The organism is Micromonospora sp. NPDC048986, assembly GCF_040649335.1.
Taxonomy (GTDB): domain Bacteria; phylum Actinomycetota; class Actinomycetes; order Mycobacteriales; family Micromonosporaceae; genus Micromonospora; species Micromonospora alfalfae.
The window spans coordinates 195,259-213,697 of the sequence record NZ_JBEZFJ010000014.1; the positions used below are offsets into that span (position 1 = coordinate 195,259).

17 protein-coding genes are annotated in these 18,439 nt (G+C 71.1%); 11 read left to right on the forward strand and 6 right to left on the reverse strand.

Annotated features, from left to right (window positions below; genetic code table 11):
• Positions 1 to 338 precede the first annotated feature (338 nt).
• Complete coding sequence (locus AB0B94_RS26310; RefSeq protein WP_357285748.1) at positions 339 to 635, reverse strand: flavin reductase; 297 nt, start codon at positions 633 to 635, stop codon at positions 339 to 341.
• 236 nt (positions 636 to 871) lie between these two features.
• Here AB0B94_RS26310 and AB0B94_RS26315 point away from each other — a divergent pair, with 236 nt between their 5' ends.
• The 5 genes from AB0B94_RS26315 to AB0B94_RS26335 all read left to right on the forward strand — a co-directional run bounded on the left by AB0B94_RS26315 (position 872) and on the right by AB0B94_RS26335 (position 3,649).
• Positions 872 to 1,672: a helix-turn-helix transcriptional regulator gene (locus AB0B94_RS26315; RefSeq protein ID WP_357285751.1), complete on the forward strand. Its 801-nt coding sequence runs from the start codon at positions 872 to 874 to the stop codon at positions 1,670 to 1,672.
• Positions 1,666 to 1,848 (forward strand): DUF397 domain-containing protein, encoded by a 183-nt coding sequence (locus tag AB0B94_RS26320; RefSeq protein WP_357285892.1) that lies wholly within the window; start codon positions 1,666 to 1,668, stop codon positions 1,846 to 1,848. Before AB0B94_RS26315 ends, AB0B94_RS26320 begins: the two co-directional genes overlap by 7 nt.
• Positions 1,849 to 2,004: 156 nt before the next feature.
• Positions 2,005 to 2,709 (forward strand): VOC family protein, encoded by a 705-nt coding sequence (locus AB0B94_RS26325; protein ID WP_357285754.1) that lies wholly within the window; start codon positions 2,005 to 2,007, stop codon positions 2,707 to 2,709.
• Between the two features lie 185 nt (positions 2,710 to 2,894).
• Positions 2,895 to 3,326 (forward strand): hypothetical protein, encoded by a 432-nt coding sequence (locus tag AB0B94_RS26330; protein WP_238672585.1) that lies wholly within the window; start codon positions 2,895 to 2,897, stop codon positions 3,324 to 3,326.
• Positions 3,327 to 3,373: 47 nt separating this feature from the next.
• Complete coding sequence (locus AB0B94_RS26335) at positions 3,374 to 3,649, forward strand: hypothetical protein (RefSeq protein WP_357230032.1); 276 nt, start codon at positions 3,374 to 3,376, stop codon at positions 3,647 to 3,649.
• A 13-nt stretch (positions 3,650 to 3,662) separates the two neighbouring features.
• Here the strand turns inward: AB0B94_RS26335 and AB0B94_RS26340 are convergent, their stop codons facing one another.
• From AB0B94_RS26340 to AB0B94_RS26350, 3 genes are all read right to left on the reverse strand, one after another.
• The gene (locus tag AB0B94_RS26340; protein ID WP_357285761.1) at positions 3,663 to 4,439 is read right to left on the reverse strand and encodes a L,D-transpeptidase family protein; all 777 of its coding nucleotides are present in this window, start codon (positions 4,437 to 4,439) and stop codon (positions 3,663 to 3,665) included.
• Positions 4,440 to 4,849: 410 nt separating this feature from the next.
• On the reverse strand, positions 4,850 to 5,560 hold the full coding sequence (locus AB0B94_RS26345; RefSeq protein ID WP_357285764.1) for an HAD family hydrolase: 711 nt from the start codon (positions 5,558 to 5,560) through the stop codon (positions 4,850 to 4,852).
• Between the two features lie 235 nt (positions 5,561 to 5,795).
• Entirely contained in the window at positions 5,796 to 6,374 is a 579-nt protein-coding gene (locus AB0B94_RS26350; RefSeq protein WP_357285767.1) for a TetR/AcrR family transcriptional regulator, read from the reverse strand.
• A 178-nt stretch (positions 6,375 to 6,552) separates the two neighbouring features.
• Here AB0B94_RS26350 and AB0B94_RS26355 point away from each other — a divergent pair, with 178 nt between their 5' ends.
• Positions 6,553 to 7,752, forward strand: coding sequence for a low temperature requirement protein A (locus AB0B94_RS26355; protein WP_357285770.1), 1,200 nt, complete (start codon positions 6,553 to 6,555; stop codon positions 7,750 to 7,752).
• A 7-nt stretch (positions 7,753 to 7,759) separates the two neighbouring features.
• On the opposite strand, the gene AB0B94_RS26360 is transcribed toward AB0B94_RS26355, so the two are convergent.
• Positions 7,760 to 8,674, reverse strand: a complete 915-nt coding sequence (locus AB0B94_RS26360) for an RNA polymerase sigma-70 factor (RefSeq protein WP_357285773.1) — start codon at positions 8,672 to 8,674, stop codon at positions 7,760 to 7,762.
• A gap of 158 nt (positions 8,675 to 8,832) precedes the next feature.
• Between AB0B94_RS26360 and AB0B94_RS26365 the strand changes: the two genes are divergently transcribed.
• Both AB0B94_RS26365 and AB0B94_RS26370 read left to right on the forward strand, forming a co-directional pair.
• The gene (locus AB0B94_RS26365; RefSeq protein ID WP_357285776.1) at positions 8,833 to 9,216 is read left to right on the forward strand and encodes a DoxX family protein; all 384 of its coding nucleotides are present in this window, start codon (positions 8,833 to 8,835) and stop codon (positions 9,214 to 9,216) included.
• Between the two features lie 220 nt (positions 9,217 to 9,436).
• A complete protein-coding gene (locus tag AB0B94_RS26370) occupies positions 9,437 to 10,327 on the forward strand; it encodes a hypothetical protein (protein ID WP_357285779.1) in 891 nt (296 codons plus the stop codon).
• 124 nt (positions 10,328 to 10,451) lie between these two features.
• On the opposite strand, the gene AB0B94_RS26375 is transcribed toward AB0B94_RS26370, so the two are convergent.
• Positions 10,452 to 13,160, reverse strand: coding sequence for a glucosidase (locus AB0B94_RS26375; RefSeq protein WP_357285782.1), 2,709 nt, complete (start codon positions 13,158 to 13,160; stop codon positions 10,452 to 10,454).
• 42 nt (positions 13,161 to 13,202) lie between these two features.
• On the opposite strand from AB0B94_RS26375, the gene AB0B94_RS26380 reads away from it, so the two are divergent.
• The 3 genes from AB0B94_RS26380 (at position 13,203) to AB0B94_RS26390 (ending at position 18,380) form a co-directional block, all read left to right on the forward strand.
• Positions 13,203 to 15,146, forward strand: a complete 1,944-nt coding sequence (locus AB0B94_RS26380; protein ID WP_357285786.1) for an amylo-alpha-1,6-glucosidase — start codon at positions 13,203 to 13,205, stop codon at positions 15,144 to 15,146.
• 136 nt (positions 15,147 to 15,282) lie between these two features.
• Complete coding sequence (locus AB0B94_RS26385; RefSeq protein ID WP_357285790.1) at positions 15,283 to 16,617, forward strand: glycosyltransferase family 4 protein; 1,335 nt, start codon at positions 15,283 to 15,285, stop codon at positions 16,615 to 16,617.
• 83 nt (positions 16,618 to 16,700) lie between these two features.
• Complete coding sequence (locus tag AB0B94_RS26390; RefSeq protein WP_357285795.1) at positions 16,701 to 18,380, forward strand: protein kinase; 1,680 nt, start codon at positions 16,701 to 16,703, stop codon at positions 18,378 to 18,380.
• Positions 18,381 to 18,439: the final 59 nt, after the last annotated feature.

The window sequence follows — 18,439 nt, forward strand, 5'->3', positions numbered from 1 at the left end:
AGGGCATCCGTGCCCCGGCGCACGGCGAGCCGATTCCGTGCCGGCAAGCTGCGGAAACTCCGGCCTGGATGCTCTGTAGCGGCTACTCTGCCCCACCCGTGAAGCCGCGAAACCTGGCTGTCACAGCGGGAACGCGCGCAGCGACCGGCCGTCTCCGCCTGCGCCGGCGCCACGCCTGTGATCGGCTCGTTTTCCTGGACCGGGCCGCCCTGGAGCATGCGTGATCGACTCGGCTTCCTGGAAGCCGTGCCTTCACCGCGCCGGGGACGCCCCGCCTTTCAGGAACCCGAGTCGATCACGCGCCGGTACCGCGAGCCCCGACGACGGCGGGCCGAGCGTCAACTCCGGGCCCTGGCCCAGGAGAGGAAACGTTCGGTCATCCTGGTCGGTGGATGATCCGGGTGGAGTTGGGTGAGCTGGTTCGTCGCCTCGTGCATCAGAGTGCCGAGGTAGATCAGCAGTGCGGTTCGGCTGGTCCGGTACTCCGTCAGTAGGGCGAGCTTGGCCGGCTGGCAGGGCCACTCGGTGCCACAGTTGCGGCAGCGCCACAGCGGACGCATGGCGACGTGCGGGACGGGCGGCCGGACCACCATCACCGCCACCGCACTGCGGGCTGCTGATCTGTCGGGCTCCACACATCGACCTCCTCGGGGCGGGGAGGGGTCGCTCCCGCAAGGGGGAGACGGGAGCGACCCCGGAGGGCAGGGCCCGCCGCCGCCACTCCGGCCACCAGCGGACCCGCCACTGGTGACAGTCTGGTGATGAGGCGACTACCGTCGATACGTGCTCGCGCCATCTGTGCAGCTCAGCGGTCCAGGTGAGCACCCGTGTGGGACACGCCGAGCCAGACTGAGCGAAGGTTGGGGAGTCAATGGGGACCGTCACCGACTACGTGCTGGAGGAGTTGCGCCTGTTCCGGACGGGGCTAGGGCTCAGTCAGGACGACTTCGGCAGGGGCATCGGTTATTCGGGTTCACACGTCAGCTCCGTGGAGACCGGTGGGCGACCGCCCACGAAGGAGTACATGAGGGCGGTCGACACCCAGCACCGGACCGGCGGGCGCTTCCTGCGCATGCTGGACGGGTTGGCCCGGCTGGACGCCGAGCCGGCGTGGTTGCGCGAGTGGATCGAGTTCGAGCGGGAGGCGACCACGCTGCGCTGGTTCGAGTTGGCCTACGTGCCGGGCCTGCTCCAGACCGAGCGGTACGCCCGCGCGACGCTGGCCGGTGGCCGGTTCGACGCCGAGGACGTGGACCGGATCGTCGCTTCCCGACTGGAGCGGCAGGCGATCCTGCACCGCCCGCGCCCGCCGCAGCTCATCGCCGTGCTCGACGAGGCGGTGCTGCGCCGGCCGGTGCTCGACCAGCCGGGGCTCATGGTCGAGCAGTGCGAGCACCTGGCCCAGTTGACGGCGGCGGAGCATATCCAGGTGCACATCGTGCCGGTGGATGCTGGGATGTATCTGGGGATGGGCGGTCAGTTCATCATCGCCGAGATGCCGGACGGCGAGCGCGTGACCTATGCCGACAACCAGCTCACCGCGCAGATCGTCGATGCCTCGGCCGACGTCGCTAAGCTGGCGAAGACGTGGGAGATCGTGCGGAACGAGGCGCTCCCCCGCCGGCAGTCAATCGACCTGATCAAGGAAGTGGCGAAGTCATGGGCATGCTGACCCCCCAGTGGCGCAAGTCGACCCGGTCCGGCGGCAACGGCGGAGCCTGCGTCGAGGTCGCCGACAATCTGCCGAGCGTGGTGCTGGTGCGCGACACCAAGGACCGCGACGGCGGCACCCTGCACGTCGACCCGACGGCTTGGAAGACCTTCATCGAGTACGCCAAGCAGCACTAACCCCACCCCACCCTGGTCGATCATGGAGTTGTGGTGCCTGGTTTGGGGTTATGCGCAGACTTTGTCACCCACCACAACTCCTTGATCGACGAGGCAGCCGACGCCACGCGGCGCCTGTTCCACCGGCGTCCCGCCCGGACCAGGCATGCTGGATCCATGATCGCGCGTTTCAAGGACCTCTGCCTGGACGCCAACGACCCGCTCGCGCTCGGCGGCTTCTGGGCCCGGATGCTCGACGCCGACATCGCCGACGCCGGTGACGACGACACCCGGGTCGATCCCCGCTCGGCGCGCTCACCAGCCGAGTCCATCTGGGTGAACAAGGTGCCCGAGCCCCGGGTCGGCAAGACCCGCGTACACCTGGATCTGCGGTTGGCCGACGCGGACCCGGCGGCGCTGCTCGCGGACGGCGCCCAACTGGTGCGCCACCCAGGCGGCGAGGCGACCTGGTGGGTGTTGAGCGACCCGGAGGGCAACGAGTTCTGCGCGTTCCCGGCCCGCGAGGGCACCCGACCCGGCCCCTTCGAGCTGGTGGTGGATTCGGCCGACCCGGCCGCGCAGGCCACCTGGTGGGCCGGGGTGCTCGGCGGCACCATCGAGCACGAGTCGAGCACCTCCTCGGTGGCCGGCGCGGCCGGCTTCCCCTGGGACTACTGGGTGTTCGACGGGGTGCCCGAGCCCAAGACGGTCAAGAACCGCCTGCACTGGGACGTCGACCTGGTCGACCCGGAGCCGATGGCGCTGATCGCGGCCGGCGCGACGCTGCTGCGGGAGCCGCTCGACGAGACGCACTGGTGGTGGGTGCTGGCCGACCCGGAGGGCAACGAGTTCTGCGCCTTCGCACCACGCCCCACCGGGTGAACGACCGACTACCGAGCGCGGGCGTCGTCGGCTAGCGTTTTCGTAGCGCCGTAGCCGGCGCGTTCGCCGCCGCCGTCGACACGCCTCCGGCCGACCCATGCCTGCCCGATCGGCTGGTAATCGCGGGAACGCCCCACCGCCGCTCCCCCGGTTCGGCAGGATCGTCCCAACGAGGAGGTGCCGTCGTGCAGGACACCCGCGCTCTCGCCCTGACGTTCGAGGTGAGCGGCCTGCCACCGGTCAAGACCGAAGCGTTGTCCATCTTCGCCGCCGGGCACCGGCAGGCGACGAGGGTCCGCACCCTGCTCCAGGCCGCCCTCGCCGCGGCCCAACGCACCGGCTGGACGCCGTTGCCCGGGCCGATCGAGGTGGACCTGGTGTTGCGTTGCCCGCCCGGGCACCGCACGTCCGACGCCAGCACCCTGCTCGGCGGCGTCTGCGCGGTGTTGCAGGACAAGAAGCGGGTGTCGAGCATCGGCCTCGCCCACCTCGGCGTGCTGGTGGACGTCGCCCTCTACGACGACGACCGGCAGATCCGTCGGCTGTCGTACCACGAGGAGCCGGCGGAGGAGTTCTCGTACCAGGTGCGGGTCGCCGCCGCACCGACCGGGGTTTGACCGACGTCCGCGGTGGGGTATCGCGGACGCCGACGAAGGGAGCACCGATGTCGGAGCCACATGTCACGCTCGACCCCCGCGGGCTCGATCCTGTGCAGCAGAAGCTGCGCGGCCCGCTGGAGGAGCAGCTGACCTCGGCGCTTCAGGCGGCCACCGAGCGGGTCCGCTCCGGCTACGCCGGCGAACCGGTCGAGCAGGTCTGCCAGCGGCTGTTGGAGGAGACCCGCTCCGGGTTGCATCCGGACATCGCTGCCGGGTTCAACCCGGACATGGACGAGTTCTGCCGGGTGGCGGTGGCGATCGTCCGGCGTGAGGAGGGCTGAGCCCCGGCGGCTCTCAGTATCGGTTGAGCTGGGCGTACGGGCTGAGCACGATGCGTGGTGACAGCGCCGGGTCCAGCCAGTTGAGCACGTCGACAAGGTGATCGTGGGCGAGGGAGACGCAACCAGCGGTGGCGTTGCCGGCGCTGGTGCTGAACTGGTGCAGGAAGATCCCGCTGCCCGCGTTCGGCACCGGCTTCGGCACGTTCGGCGGCATGTTGTAGGTGATCACCGCGAAGTGCGTGTACGCGGGGACCTCCTTCCACAGCGCCTCGCTGGCCCCGCCCGGGTTTGTCGCACTGTGCTGGAAGGTGTTGTAGAGCGCCGACGACGGGTTCTCGTTCCACCAGTCACCGCTGACCAGCCGGTGGTAGGGGAATCGCAGGCCCGGGTTGGCGTCGATGCCGTACATGGTGGGGCCGATCGAGTAGACGCCGGTCGGCGTGGTCGGCACACCCTCCACGTGGTTGTCGCTGAAGCCCTTCGAGCCGATCCGGGCGGGTAACGACGCCGAGGCCGGCTGCCAGGTGCTCCGGACCCGCACGAACGCCTCCAGCGTGGCGTAGGTGGTGGTGTAGCTGCTGGCGCCGACGATGATCACCTGCTTCGTCTCCGCCGGCAGCGTGGTCAGTGCGCTGGCCCGGTTCTGGGGCTGCCACCTCGGCAGGGGGCGAGGTGCCGGGGTCGTGCCGAGGCTCGGCCCCACCGCCGCGAGTGCGGGCGCGGCCGGGGTGAGCACGGCCGGGGCGACCAGGCCCGCCGCCGCGCCGAGTAGGAGAGATCTGCGCTTCATGCCGCCATCCTGACAGTCGAACCGGCCCGTGGTCTGCCCCGCTCGGAGCTGTCGAACGATTCGCGGGCCGGGTCAGGACCGGGTCCGCAACTACCCGGCCCTGACCCTCGGCCGTCCGGCAGGGAAGCGGACAGCTCCGGCACCCCGCCGCGCGGGCGTGGCACGACGCCACGCGCCAGAACGGGGTGAGCCAGCCACTTCGCACTCAGCTCCACGGTGCTCACCCGCCGAACGCCGACGCGCCCCCGACACACCCCGGAGGGCCGTGAGCGCCGAACCAGGTTAGGCGCGCCCCGATCGGCCGGACAAGCCGCATCGGACGACCGGCGGCAGGACTGATCCCACGATGAAAATCGGGCAGGTTGGCGTAACGCGACCATGATCGCCGACGCTGTTTGGCATCGGCACGGTCAGAAGTGGCGCAGCAGGTCCCGGAACGCGGCGAGCCGCAGCACCCCACCGTCGGTCGGGTCCAGCTCGTCATCCTCCAGCACCCAGGTGTTCGCGTTCGGAATGAACACCGCGTTCAACCCGGCGGCCCGCGCCGGCAGGATGTCGGACTTCGGGGAGTTGCCGATCATCCACGCGTCGTCCGGCGCGAAGCCGTGCTCCCGAATGAGCCACCGGTACGTGTCGACGTTCTTCTCGACGACGATGTGCGCGGCGCCGAAATGGTGCAGCAGACCGCAGGCGTCCAGCTTGCGCTGCTGCTCCTCCCGATCGCCCTTGGTGAGCAGCAGCAACTCGTGTCGGCCGGCCAGTTCGTCGAGCGCGTCGGCCACCCCGGGCATCAGCTCCACCCGGTGCTCGACGAGGGCCACCGCCAGCCGGTCGATCTCCTGACGTTCGGAGTCGGTGGCCGGCCGCTCGCGCAGCCGCTCCAGGCACTCCGCCAGGCTGCGCAGGAAGACCTTGCTGCCGTACCCGTGCGCCACCGCGTTGGCCCGCTCGATGTCGTCGAGGACGGCCCGCAACGCGGCCCGGTCCAGGGTCGGGTGGTCCAGCCAGCCCAGGAAGTCGTCGATCACCCGCTCGAAGACGACGTTGTTCTCCCACAACGTGTCGTCCGCATCGAAGATCAGCACCTGCGCCTGTCGTCGCGCCGCCACGCCGGCCGTCATGCCATGCCCTCCCCGTGCCACCGCCGCCAAGACCGAGAGCCAGGATAGGCGGGAGATCGATGTGAGATCTTCCGGATTTTCGTGAACCGTTCCGGCGCGGCCGTCGTCATGCGGTGGCGACGTCCATGTTGGGCAACGCCACGCTGAACACCACGTTCCGGTTCACCGACAAGGGGTGCGGGCGACCGCCAGCCCATCAACTGACCACGATCCGGGGAGTTCGGCGACGGCCTGGTCAGGGCCACCGCAGCAACCGTTGCGCGATCAACGCCTCACGGTCCTCCTGCCCCTCGGGTCGCAGCCGGCCACCGCGGGTGAGCATCACCACGCCGTGCAGCAGGCTCCAACCCACCTCGGCGAGGGTGTCCGGGTCCCGCCCCTCGGCCAGCGGGGTCAGGGCCGCCCGCAGCTCGGCGAAGACCGCCCGCGGCGCGGCCGGCACGCCATCCACGCCGAGGGCCAGGTCGGGGGTCAGCGCGAGCATCGCGTCATAGACCTCGGGATTCGTGTACGCGAAGTCGAGGTACGCGGTCGCGACCGCCGGCCAGACCCCCTCCGGGCTCCCGGCGGTCTCCGCGTGCGCCTCGGCGAGGTCGGCGGCCAGATCGGCGAAGGCGCACACCGCGACCGCGGCGATCAGCGCCTCCAGATCGGCGAAGTGCCGATAGATGTCGCCCATGTCGATGTCGGTTCGTTCGGCGAGCCGTCGGGTGGTCACCCCCGCCCAGCCCTCCGTCTCGGCCAACTCTCGCGCCACAGTGACGATGAGGTCACGCCGGTCCTGTTCAGTGGCCTTCTCGGCAGGTCCGGGCACGTCCACGAGCGTAGAGGCGTACACCTGCCGTAGCGGTCGGGTGACAGATTGGTGACTGTTGTCTGTCGCCGACCCCTTCGCTCCACGTGCCACAACCGACAGCTGGCTCGTTAGGCATGGAGATCACCGCGACGGGAGGGCCCGTGATCGTTCGGCGGCACCGGCGCGTGGCGAGCCGATGAGGAACACCCCCGACGGCCTGTTGCGCAGCAAAGCCACCCGCCAGCGGGCCACGTTTCTGGAGCTCTTCCTCGACCTGGTCTTCGTCTTCGCCCTCACCCGGATCTCCGCGCGGCTGATCGTCGACTTCACCGACGGCCAACACGGCGTGTACGCAGGTCTCGGCCAGGCCCTGCTGCTGTTCCTGGCCCTGTGGGCGGTCTGGTCGGTGACGGTCTGGTCGACAAGCTGGCTGGACCCGGACGCCCCGATCGTCCAGACCGTCATCATCATGACGCTGGTCGGTGCCATGACGATGGCCGTCGCCGTGCCGCACGGTTTCGGCGCACGGGCCTCCCTCTTCGCCATCACCCTGGTGACCCTCCAGATCGGCCGAGTGGTGTTCTTCCACGTCGCCGGACACGGCCGGCCGGACCCCCAACAGTCCATCCGGATCCTGTTCTGGTTCGGCTTGAGCACGCCGCTCTGGGTGGTCGGCGGGCTGGTCAACGACGGCACGGTTCGCGGGGCACTCTGGACCCTCGCCGTGCTGATCGACTACACCGGGTTGCTCCTCGGCTGGCCGACCCCCCGGCTCGGCGCGCAGCGACTCGGCGTTCAGATGATCGCCGCCGAGCACCTGGCCGAGCGGTACCAGCAGTTCCTCCTCATCGCTCTCGGCGAGGCGATCTTCGTCATCGGCCTCGCCTTCAGCGGCAGCGAGTTCCACATCGACCAGACGGGTGGGTTCGCCCTGGCGCTGGCGAGCACCGTCCTGCTCTGGCGGATCTACTTCCACGTGGCGGGAGGGATGCTGGGCGCGGCCGTCGACAGTTCCCGTAACCCGGCTCGGCTCGCGACCGACATGGCGTTCGCGCACATGGTCATGATCGCGGGGATCGTGCTCACCGGCGTCGGCTTCGAGCTGTTCATCGCCGAACCGCTCGGGCACCTCCCGGCGACCTGGCTCATCGCCATCTTCGGCGGCCCGGCGCTCTTCCTCGCCGGGCGCTCGACCCTCGAATACCAGGTCTTCGGCCGGGTCTCCCGGTCCCGGCTGGCTGGCCTGCTGGCCCTCGGCGTGCTGACGCCGGCGGCACTGCGCCTCCGGCCGCTCACCGCCGGCGCGGTGGCCGCAGTGGTGCTGCTCGGCGTCGCCGCAGCGGACGCGCGACGATCCCGCCACCGGTCACCGCAGCCCCCCACGCCCCCGTACTAGCCCGCAGTCACCGCCGCAGGGCGGTCTCACGCCGCATGTGCGACAACTTCTCGGGGTTCCGCACGGCGTAGACACCGCTGATGAAACCGTCGTCGATGCGCAGCGCGAGGACCGTGTCGACCGCGCCGTCGAGCCGCAGAACCAGCGCCGGGTGACCATTGACCTGGGCAGGGTGCAGCGACATGGTGGCGACCCTGGCGTGTGTGCTGCACAGCAGGCGGGCCACCTTGTCGGCCCCGGCGACAGGCCGCAGCACAGCCTGCTTGATCCCGCCGCCGTCGCCGAGGAGCACGACATCCGGCGCGAGGACGTCGAGCAGGCCCTGCACGTCGCCGGTCTCGACCGCCCGCCGGAACGCGTCCAACGCCCGCCGGGTGTCCGCCGAGGAGACCATCCCGCGCGGTCGGCGCGCGGCGACGTGCGCCCGCGCACGGTGAGCGATCTGACGGACCGCCGCCGAACTCTTGTCGACCGCCTCGGCGATCTCGTCGTATCCGAGGTCGAAGACCTCACGGAGGACGAACACCGCCCGCTCGGTCGGCGCCAGCGTCTCCAACACCAGCAGCATCGCCATCGAGACACTCTCGGCGAGTTCGACGTCGTCGGCGACGTCCGGTGCGGTCAGCAGCGGCTCGGGTAGCCACGAGCCGACGTAGGACTCCCTGCGCCGGCCGACCGCACGCAGCCGGTTGAGCGACAGCCGGGTGGTGATCCGGACCAGGTAGGCGCGCTGGTCCCGCACCGTCGTGAGATCCGCGTCCGCCCACCGCAGCCAGGTCTCCTGGAGTACGTCCTCCGCGTCGGCGGCCGAGCCGAGCATCTCGTACGCGACGGTGAAGAGCAGGTTCCGGTGGTTGACGAACGCGTCGACGGCCCGGTCCCCCCGGCCGCCCGCTCCCATGATCCCGCCCCCGGCATCCATGCGTCCTCCAGTCTCGTCGAACTCGACCGCGTCGCCCACCAGACACCGGCCACCCGCCGTCTGTGACACCGGACGCCAGTGCTCCTGGTCACTCGACGGGCTGTCACAGCGCACCGGCCGGCGGTGTCTCCTGTGCGACCCGATACGGAGGGAAACGCATGAACCTGGCACTGTGGATCACGGCCGGACTGCTGGCCACAATCGCCCTGGCCGGCGGCATCACCAAGACATTCGTACCCAAGCAGAAGTTGGCCGCGGCCAACGGCGGCGGGTGGACCGGCGACGCCAGCGTGGGCTTCGTCAAGACCCTCGGCGTCCTTGAGCTCCTGGCCGCGGTCGGTCTGATCCTGCCCGCGGTGCTGGACATCGCACCGGTGCTGGTGCCGGTCACCGCCGTCTGCTGGATCCTGCTGATGGTCGGCGCGATGATCACCCACCTGCGCTACGGCGAGGCGAGGTTCATCGTGCTGAATCTGGTCTACCTCGCGATGGCCGCGTTCGTGGCCTGGGGCCGCCTCGGACCCGAGCCCTTCACCGGCTGACCTGAGGCCACTCCTGCCCCGGCTGGCCGACGGTGCCCCGCCATCCTCGCGCGGTGCCGTCGCGGACCGGACCTCGCCGGACAGGCCGAGGTAGCCGCTCCGCGAGCAGGACGAGGGCGACAGAGGTTCCGGAGGGATCACCCTGGCCACAAGGCGACATAGACATGTCGACACTGACTGATACGCTGCCTCGCCTCACTCATGAAGGAGTAACAGCCGCGTGAAGAAACTGTCGAGCGTCGCGTCCGTACTCGCCCTCGCCGTTGGTATGGCCGTCGCCCCGGCGGCCGCTGCCTCCGCCGCCACCGATCGGAGCGGCGCGGAACGGCTGAACATCCCGAACAGCAGCGCGTGCAAGGACGGCCGCACTGTCATGCAGGGCATGGTGGCGGGGCCGGGCGGCCAGCTCTACATCATCTTCACGAAGGCGGCCGGCGCGGAGCCGGTCCTGTCCCGGTGGCTGCGCGACGGCTCGAGCTGGGACGGCGCCAGCTGGGTCTGCGCCGGGGCCCCCACCTCCATACCGACGCTCGGCCACGGCAACGACCTCGCCTACAACGCGAACTATCTGGGCCAGGGCCCGGCACTGATTGCCACCCAGGGAAGCCAGTCCGCGTTTCTCAGCGACAAGGTGACGATCGTGCGCCTGAACGCCGACGGATCTGTCGGCACGACCGGGGAGGTGCGGCTGCCGATCGGCAACATCAGCGGCCTCTGCTACAGCGCGACGGCTGCCGGCGGGGCCGGCAAATACGCGGCCCGCCGGTTGGGCAGCCTGTGGACCCATCCCGGCGCTGGCGCCCTGACCAGTGGATGGACGCTGGTCAAGAGCAACCTGACCAGTCACGACAATCGTTCGGACCAGGGCATCGACTGCTCCGAGAACTACATCTGGAACACCAAGTCGATCAACACCTCGACGCCGACCACCGGCTGGAACTGGGTGTACCAGTACAACTGGTCCGGCGGCGACGTGGAGAGCGACATCGGCATTCCGGGGAACGACCTGACCGACGAGATCGAAGATGTCACCCACGTCGGCAGCGAGTTCTTCGTGGGCATCAACCGCAACGACGGGCTCGCCGACTCAGTGAAGGTGCTCACCGAATAGTGGCGACCCCTCGTCACGACACGATCTCGTACTGCCGCACAGCCGTCGTGTTCCGCGACGCGCCGCAGCCCAGGTGCCGGCGACCGTCAAGTTGTAGGAAGCACGGGGTCGTCGACCAGGAACCTCAGCGGCGCAGGGTGAGGATGAGGTCGGCGACCAGGGCTGTCCAGCCGGTCTGGTGCCAGGCGCCCAGACCGGCCCCGTTGTCACCGTGGAAGTACTCGGGGAAGGCGATCAGGTCGCGCCAGTCCGGGTGGGTCTGGAACATCTGCGCGGCGCCGTAGATCGGCCGTCGACCCCAGTCGTCCTGGGTGAAGAGCGAGATCAGCCGGGCGGAGAGGTCGTCGGCGATCTCGTCGAGGGTGTGCTTCACCCCGGAGCGGGTCGGGTACTCCACCTGAAGGTCGTCGCCGAAGAACGCCGCGTAGTCGCGCAGCGCGCTGATCAGCAGGAAGTTCGTCGGCATCCAGATCGGACCCCGCCAGTTCGAGTTGCCCCCGAACAGCCCGCTGGTCGACTCGGCCGGCTCGTAGCCGACGGAGAACTCCTGCCCGCCGAGGGTGACCGAGAACGGCTTGTCCAGGTGCGCGCGGGACAGCGTACGGAGGCCGAAGTCGGAGAGGAACTCGTCGGGGTCGAGCATCCGGGCGAGCAGGCGGACCACCTGTTCCGGGCCGACCATGGACAGCAGCCGCTGCTGTCGGCCGTCGGGGCCGAGGCGACGGGTGCCGATCACCTGGGCGTACTCCGGGCGGTTGGTGAGGAACCACCGCAGCCGGGCGCCCAGTTCCGGTAGGTGGTGCAGGGTCCGGGCGGTGAGCCGGGTGGTGGCGGCCAACGGCAGCAGGCCGACGACGGAGCGGACCTTCAGCGGCACCTTCGTGCCGTCGGCGAGGCGCAGCACGTCGTAGAAGAAGGCGTCCTCGTCGTCCCACAATCCCTGCTCGTACGCGGCGGCGGCGATGTAGGCGAAGTGCTCGAAGAACTTGGTGGCGGTGTCCACCCAGGTCCGGTCGTGTTCGGCGAGCACTATCGCCATGTCCAGCAGGTTGAGCGCGTACATGCCCATCCAGCCGGTGCCGTCGGACTGCTCCAGCACACCGGCGACCGGCAGCGCCGCCGAACGGTCGAACGGCCCGACGTTGTCCAGCCCGAGGAAGCCGCCCTCGAAGACGTTGTTGCCGCCGGTGTCCTTGCGGTTGACCCACCAGGTGAAGTTGAGCAGCAGCTTGTGCATCACCCGGGCCAGGAACTCGTAGTCCCGGCCGCCGTCGATCTCGAACACCTTCAGCGCCGCCCACGCGTGCACCGGCGGGTTCACGTCACCGAACGCCCACTCGTACGCCGGTATCTGGCCGTTGGGGTGCAGGTACCACTCGCGCAGCAGGAGCAGGATCTGCTCCTTGGCGAAGCCCGGGTCGACCCGGGCGATGCTCACGCAGTGGAAGGCCAGGTCCCAGGCCGCGTACCAGGGGTATTCCCACGGGTCAGGCATGGAGATGACGTCGAAGCTGGTCATGTGCCACCAGGCGCTGTTGCGCCCGTGCCGACGCCCGGCCGGCGGCGGTGTCGAGCCCGGGTCGCCTTCGAGCCAGCGTTTGACGTCGAAGTGGTAGAACTGCTTGCCCCACATCAGCCCGGCGATGGCCTGCCGGGCGACCAGCGCCTCGTCGGGTGTGGCGGCCGGCGGGATCACTGCGGCGAAGAACCGGTTCGCCTCGGCCCGCCGCGCCCACACCACCGCCTCGAAGCCGTCGCTGAGGTCGGCCGGTGGCGGCGGCGCGGCGGCCGGCGGCGACGCGGTGCGGGTCAGCCGCAGCCGGATCTGGCGCTGCCCGCCGGCCGGCACGTCGAGCACGTAGTGCAGCGCGCCCTTGGTGCCCTCCCGGGCCGGGTTGACGGTGGGCGCGCCGTTGACGACGTGGTCGTTGATGCCGTCCTTGGGGTACGGGGAGCGGCCGGGCAGGCCCCAGAGCCGCTCGGCGTTCGTGTCGTTGTCGCAGAGCAGCGGCACCGGGCCGCCGTCGCCTTCCAGCAGCAGTTGGCCGAGCACCCGGTGCTCGCCGACGAGCCGGGTGCCCTGGCCGGTCAGCCGGGGGATCCGGTCGCCGCCGGGCAGGCCCCAGGACCAGGTGTTACGGAACCACAGGGTGGGCAGGACGTGCAGGGTCGCCGCCTGGTCGCCCCGGTTGGCGACGGTCACCACCATGCAGAGGTCGGTCGGGGACGCCTTGGCGTAGTCGACTGTCACCGCCCAGTACCGGTCGTCGTCGAAGATCCCGGTGTCCACCAGCTCGTACTCGGTGTCGTCGCGGCCGCGCAACGCGTTCACCGCGACGAGTTCGTCGTACGGAAAGGCGGCCTGCGGGTAGTGGTAGCGCCAGCGCATCCACGAGTGGGTGGGTGTGGAGTCCTCGTACCACCAGTACTCCTTGGCGTCCTCGCCGTGGTTTCCGCCGTCGCCGCCGAGGCCGAACATCCGCTCCTTGAGGATCGGGTCCTTGCCGTTCCAGAGGGCCAGGGCGAACGCGAAGGTCTGTCGTTCGTCGCAGACGCCGGCCATCCCGTCTTCATTCCACCGGTAGGCTCTGGACCGCGCGTGGTCGTGCGGGAAGTAGTCCCAGGCCGTACCGTGCTCGCTGTAGTCCTCCCGTACCGTCCCCCACGCCCGTTCGGACAGATAGGGACCCCATGCACGCCAGTCCTGCTCCCCCGCGTCAGCCTGGGCGAGCCGGAGCCGCTCAGCGTCGGGTGGCGAGGCGTCGGAGGACGATCGGTCAGTGATCACGTGCACATCTTTGACGTCGCCGCGGTACTTGACCACAGCGGCCATTCTCGTCGTGGCGTGTTACACCCCGCCGCCGGTGGAGGAAAGTTGATCGACATTCACTTCGGCCCGCAGATCTGCGGCGACCTGACCAGCGCCGCCAGCCGGGAGTGGCTGGTCCCCGACGGCCTCGGCGGCTATGCGATGGGCACCGTCGGCGGGCTGCGGACACGTCGCTACCACGGTCTGTTGGTGGTCCCCGGCGAAACGCCGGCGTCCCGCCAGGTGGGACTGGTCAGCCTCGATCCGGCGGTCACACTGCCGTCCGGCGCGCGGGTGCGCCTCGGCGCGCACGAGTGGGCCTCCGGCGACGTGGACCCGCGCGGCTTCGAGCTGTTGGAGCGCTTCGACCTGGTCGACGGGCTACCCCGGTGGCGGTGGCGGATCGGCGCGGTGGTGATCGAACGGGAGCTGGCCATGCTGCCCGGCCGCTCCTGCGTCGCTGTGGTGCACCGGCTGGTCGCCGGAGGTCCGGTCCGGCTGGAGCTGTCGGCCGCCTGCACCTGGCGGGACGCGCACGGCGAACGGCGGGCCGACGGCCCGATCCCGCAGGTCGAGGCGGTGGCCGACGGTGCGGTGGTCGAGGGCGCGTACCGGCTCGCCGGACCGGGCTGGTCGCCCGAGGGGCAGTGGTGGCTGGGCGTGCACCACCGCGAGGAGGCCAACCGGGGCCTCAACGCGGACGAGGACCTCTGGTACGCGGGCCGCTTCTCCGGTGAGCTGGAACGCCCCGGCGACACCCTGTCGGTGCGGGCCTGGGCCGGTCGGCTCGACGAGGAGCCGCCGCCGGCCACTGAGATAGTGGCGACCGCGAGGCGGCGCAACCGGCGGGTGGTGGCGACCGCGAAGCCAGCCGACGACGTGGACGCCACGCTGGCGCTGGCCGCCGACGCGTTCGTGGTGCGCACCGACCAGGCGGCGGTGGACGTGGTCGCCGGCTACCCGTGGTTCGGGGCGTGGTCGCGGGACACGATGATCTCGTATGAGGGGTTGTTCCTCTGCACGGGTCGCGCCGACGAGGGCAGCGAGCTGCTGCGGGCGTACGCGGCGACGCTGTCCGAGGGGATGCTCGCCAACACGGCCGACACCGGTCGGGTGGAGTACAACACCGTCGACGGCACGCTCTGGTTCCTGCACGCGGTGAGCCGGCACGTCACAGTCACCGGCGACACCGACCTCGGCGACGAGCTGCTGCCGGCGCTGCGCGCGGTGATCGACGCTCACACCGCCGGCACCCGGTACGGGATCCGGGTCGATCCGGCCGACGGGCTGCTCACCCAGGGCGCCGCCGGCACCGCGCTGACCTGGATGGACGCCCGCGTGTACGGGGTGCCGGTCACCCCGCGGACCGGCAAGCCGGTCGAGGTCAACGCGTTGTGGATCAACGGGCTGGCCGGGCTCGCGGAGCTGACCGAGCTGGCCGGGCAGGACGCCGACGAGCTGTGGCGACGCCACCGGCAGGCCACCGCCTCGTTCCGGCAGCGGTTCCCGGCCCCGACCGGCTGGCTGCACGACGTGCTGGACGCGCCCGCGCCGGCGTACCCGCTCGGTGGCGCGGCCCTGCACGACGACGACGCGTTGCGCCCCAACCAGTTGCTGGCCTGGTCGCTGCCGTACGCGCCGATGGAGCCGGACGAGGCGACGCTGCGGCGGGTCGGGGGCGGGCTGCTCACCCCGCTCGGGCCACGCAGTCTCGCCCCGGATTCCGCGGAGTTCGTCGGCCGGCACCGGGGCGGCCCGGCCGACCGGGACGGGGGCTATCACCAGGGCACTGTCTGGCCGTGGTTGCTCGGCCCGTACGTGGACGCCGCCCGCCGGGGGAAGATGTCCGTCGATGACGTATTCGTTGGCATTGAGGCCCATTTGATGGAATATGGGATAGGCTCGGTGAGCGAGACGGCCGATGGCCTCGCGCCGCACACCGCTACCGGGTGCCCGTTCCAGGCATGGTCGGTGGCCGAGCTGCTGCGGGTGCGGCGAAAGAGCCAGTAGCGCTTTACACGACCGCAACGGTGGTGTCGCCGCTGGTTATCGCGATCCCGGCAGGATTGGCCTCGATCCAGACGCGACGGCGACATCGATTCGGTGTCGGTCGGCGCGCGCCCGGGGACAACTCAAAGGGGGCCGCATGTCACTCGATGCCCACGTGATCGACATCAACCCCGCCCGACAGCTGCGGGTGCTGATGCTCTCCTGGGAGTACCCGCCGGTGCTCGTCGGCGGTCTCGGCCGACACGTGCACGCCCTCTCCGTCGCCCTCGCCGCCGCCGGCCACGAGGTCACAGTCGTCACCCGCCACTGCGAGGGCGCACCCCTGGAGGAGTACGCCGACGGCGTACGCATCCTGCGCGCCCCCGAAGACCCCGTCACCTTCCCCCTCGCCACCGGCTCGCTGCTGGCCTGGACGATGGCCTTCAACCACACCCTGACCCGCACCGCGCTGCGCGCCACCCAGGCCGGCTCCTACGACGTCATCCACGCCCACGACTGGCTGGTCGCCCACACGGCCGTCACCCTCGCCGAGCACCTGGACCTCCCCTTGGTCACCACCATGCACGCCACCGAGGCCGGCCGGCACCAGGGCTGGCTGCCGGAGGAGATGAACCGCACCATCCACGGCGTCGAGCACTGGCTCAGCGGCTCATCCATCCGGGTGATCGCCTGCTCCGGGTACATGCGCGACCAGGTGACCACGCTGTTCGACGTACCGGCCGCCCAGGTCGACGTGGTGCCCAACGGGGTCGACGACAGGGCCTGGCGGGCCCGCCCCCGAGCGGTCGCGTCGGCGCGGGCACGCTTCGCCGGGGACGGCCCGTTGGTCGGGTACGCCGGGCGGCTGGTCTACGAGAAGGGCGTCCAGCACCTGGTGCACGCCGTACCCCGGCTCCGCGAACGACACCCGGGGCTGCGCGTGGTGATCGCCGGCGACGGCCCGTACCGCACCGAGTTGGAGGCGGAGGCCCGGCGACTGGCGCTCAGCTCGACCGTCCGGTTCACCGGTTTCCTCGACTCCACCCAACTACCGGCGATGCTCGGCGCCACCGACGCCACTGTGGTTCCCAGTCTCTACGAGCCGTTCGGCATGGTGGCGCTGGAGGCGGCTGCCGCCGGAGCGCCCCTCGCCGTGGCCCGTACCGGCGGCCTCGCCGAGATCGTCGAGCCCGGGGTGACCGGGGTGACGTTCCCGCACAGCGACCCGGACGCGCTCGCCGGCGCGGTCGGTCAACTGCTCGGCGACGAGGTCTTCGCCAGGCGGCTGGCCCGCCAGGCCCGCACGATGGTCGGCGAGCGGTACGGCTGGGCCACCATCGCGGCCCGCACCGCCGCCAGCTACGCCGCCGCTCGCCGCGAACACGGTCCCGTGCAGGCCCGACGTGCGGCCGCCCGGCTGAGCGGCGGGCGGACCCGGATCGCCATCCCGGAAGGGAACCTGCTCACCGCCGCCCACCACGCCGCCTGCTGAGCCGAGTCGGACGACCGATAGGTGACTTCCGATCCGCTGGTTAGGGTGTAGCCCGGACAGCGGCTGAGGAGGAGCGTGCACAGGTGCTGATCGCCGGTCGGTACCGGCTGCTCGACCTGGTGGGTCGCGGGGGCATGGGTCGGGTGTGGCGCGCCCGCGACGAGATGCTGCACCGCGAGGTAGCGGTCAAGGAGATCGTTCCACCGAGTTGGTTGGCCGATCCGGAACGGGCCGAGGTGCGCTCACGCACCATGCGGGAGGCACGCGCCGCGGCTCGACTCAACCACCCCGCCGTGGTCCGGCTCTACGACGTCGTCGCGGTCGACGGCAGCCCATGGATCGTCATGGAGTACGTCCCGTCCCGCACCCTGCAGGATGTCGTGGACGCCGAAGGGCCACTGGAGCCGTCCCGCGCGGCCCGGATCGGGCTGGCCGTGCTCGACGCGCTGGAGGCCGCGCACACCGCCGGGGTGCTGCACCGCGACATCAAGCCACAGAACGTGCTGGTGGCGCACGACGGGCGGGTGATGCTCACCGACTTCGGGCTGGCCACCTTCGACGGCGGCGACGGCGCGATGACCCGCCCCGGCATGGTCTTCGGCTCCCCGCAGTACGTGGCCCCGGAGCGGGCCGCCGAGGGGGTGTCAACGGTGGCCGCCGATCTGTGGTCGCTCGGGGCGACCCTGCACGCCGCGGTGGAGGGGCAGTCCCCGTACGCGCGCAGCACCGCGATGGCCACCCTGAGCGCGCTGGCCGCCGGCCCGCCGGACCCTGCCCCGCACGCCGGGGCGCTCGCGCCGGTGCTTGACGGGTTACTGCGCCGCGACCCGCGCGAGCGCCTCGACCACGAGACGGCCCGTCGGTTGCTCAGGACCGCCGCGACCGGCCGCGCCGACCCGCCGTCGGCGAGCGACCGGACCTCGGTCGACGGGCCGTTGCCACTGCCGGTCGCCCAGCCCGCCACCGCTGAGGACCCCGACGACCAGGACCCCACGGTTCCGCTGCCCGACCCGGCCGTGCCCGGTGACGCCTCCCCCGGGCCGGTCCCGGACCCGGCGGCCGTCGGGCGTACCGCGCGTCGGGTGGCGGTGGTCGCGGTGGCGCTGCTGGTGGCCGTCGTGGCCGGCGTCGCCACAGCGCTGACAGTCGCCGGCGACAAGCCCCGCGACACCACCGGCTGGTCCGCCCCGGGGCCGAACCGCCCGCCCAACGGCGGGCCGCTCGGCCCCGGCCCGCCGCCGGACCGGCGGAACGTCCCGCCGCCCCCGTTCGCCTGTGTCCGCCCGGACATCATCGGTACGCCGGTGCGGGCCGGCACGCCGAACCCGGGCGACGAACTCCGGCCGCCGCCCGGCTGGGTCTGGTACGCCGACACCGCCGGCTTCCGGGTCTCCGTACCGGCGACGTGGATGTTCTCCCGCGACGGCACCGTGGCGTGCTTCCAGGACCCGGCGAGCGGCCGGGCCTTCAGCGTCGCGCAGGGCGGCGCCGCCGATCCCCTGAAGCGTCTGCGGACCGCCCGCGAGACAGCGGCCGGGCAGGGCTCCCTGCCGGGGTACGACGAGATCCGGCTCGCCGCGGGTGACGACGGCGCCGAGTGGGAGCTCCGCTGGCAGACGCCGCACGGCACGTGGCTGCACGCCCGACAACAGGTCTTCGGCGCCGACGGGTGGACGCTGGGTTGGATCACCCGGGACGAGGACTGGGCCGGGGCCGCCGCCGACTGGCAACTGGTGCGAAAGAGTTTCCGACCACCCCGCTGACCTGCACCGTATGGCCATGATCCGGACCACCGTCCGTCGTGGATCGAGGCCGCTCAGTG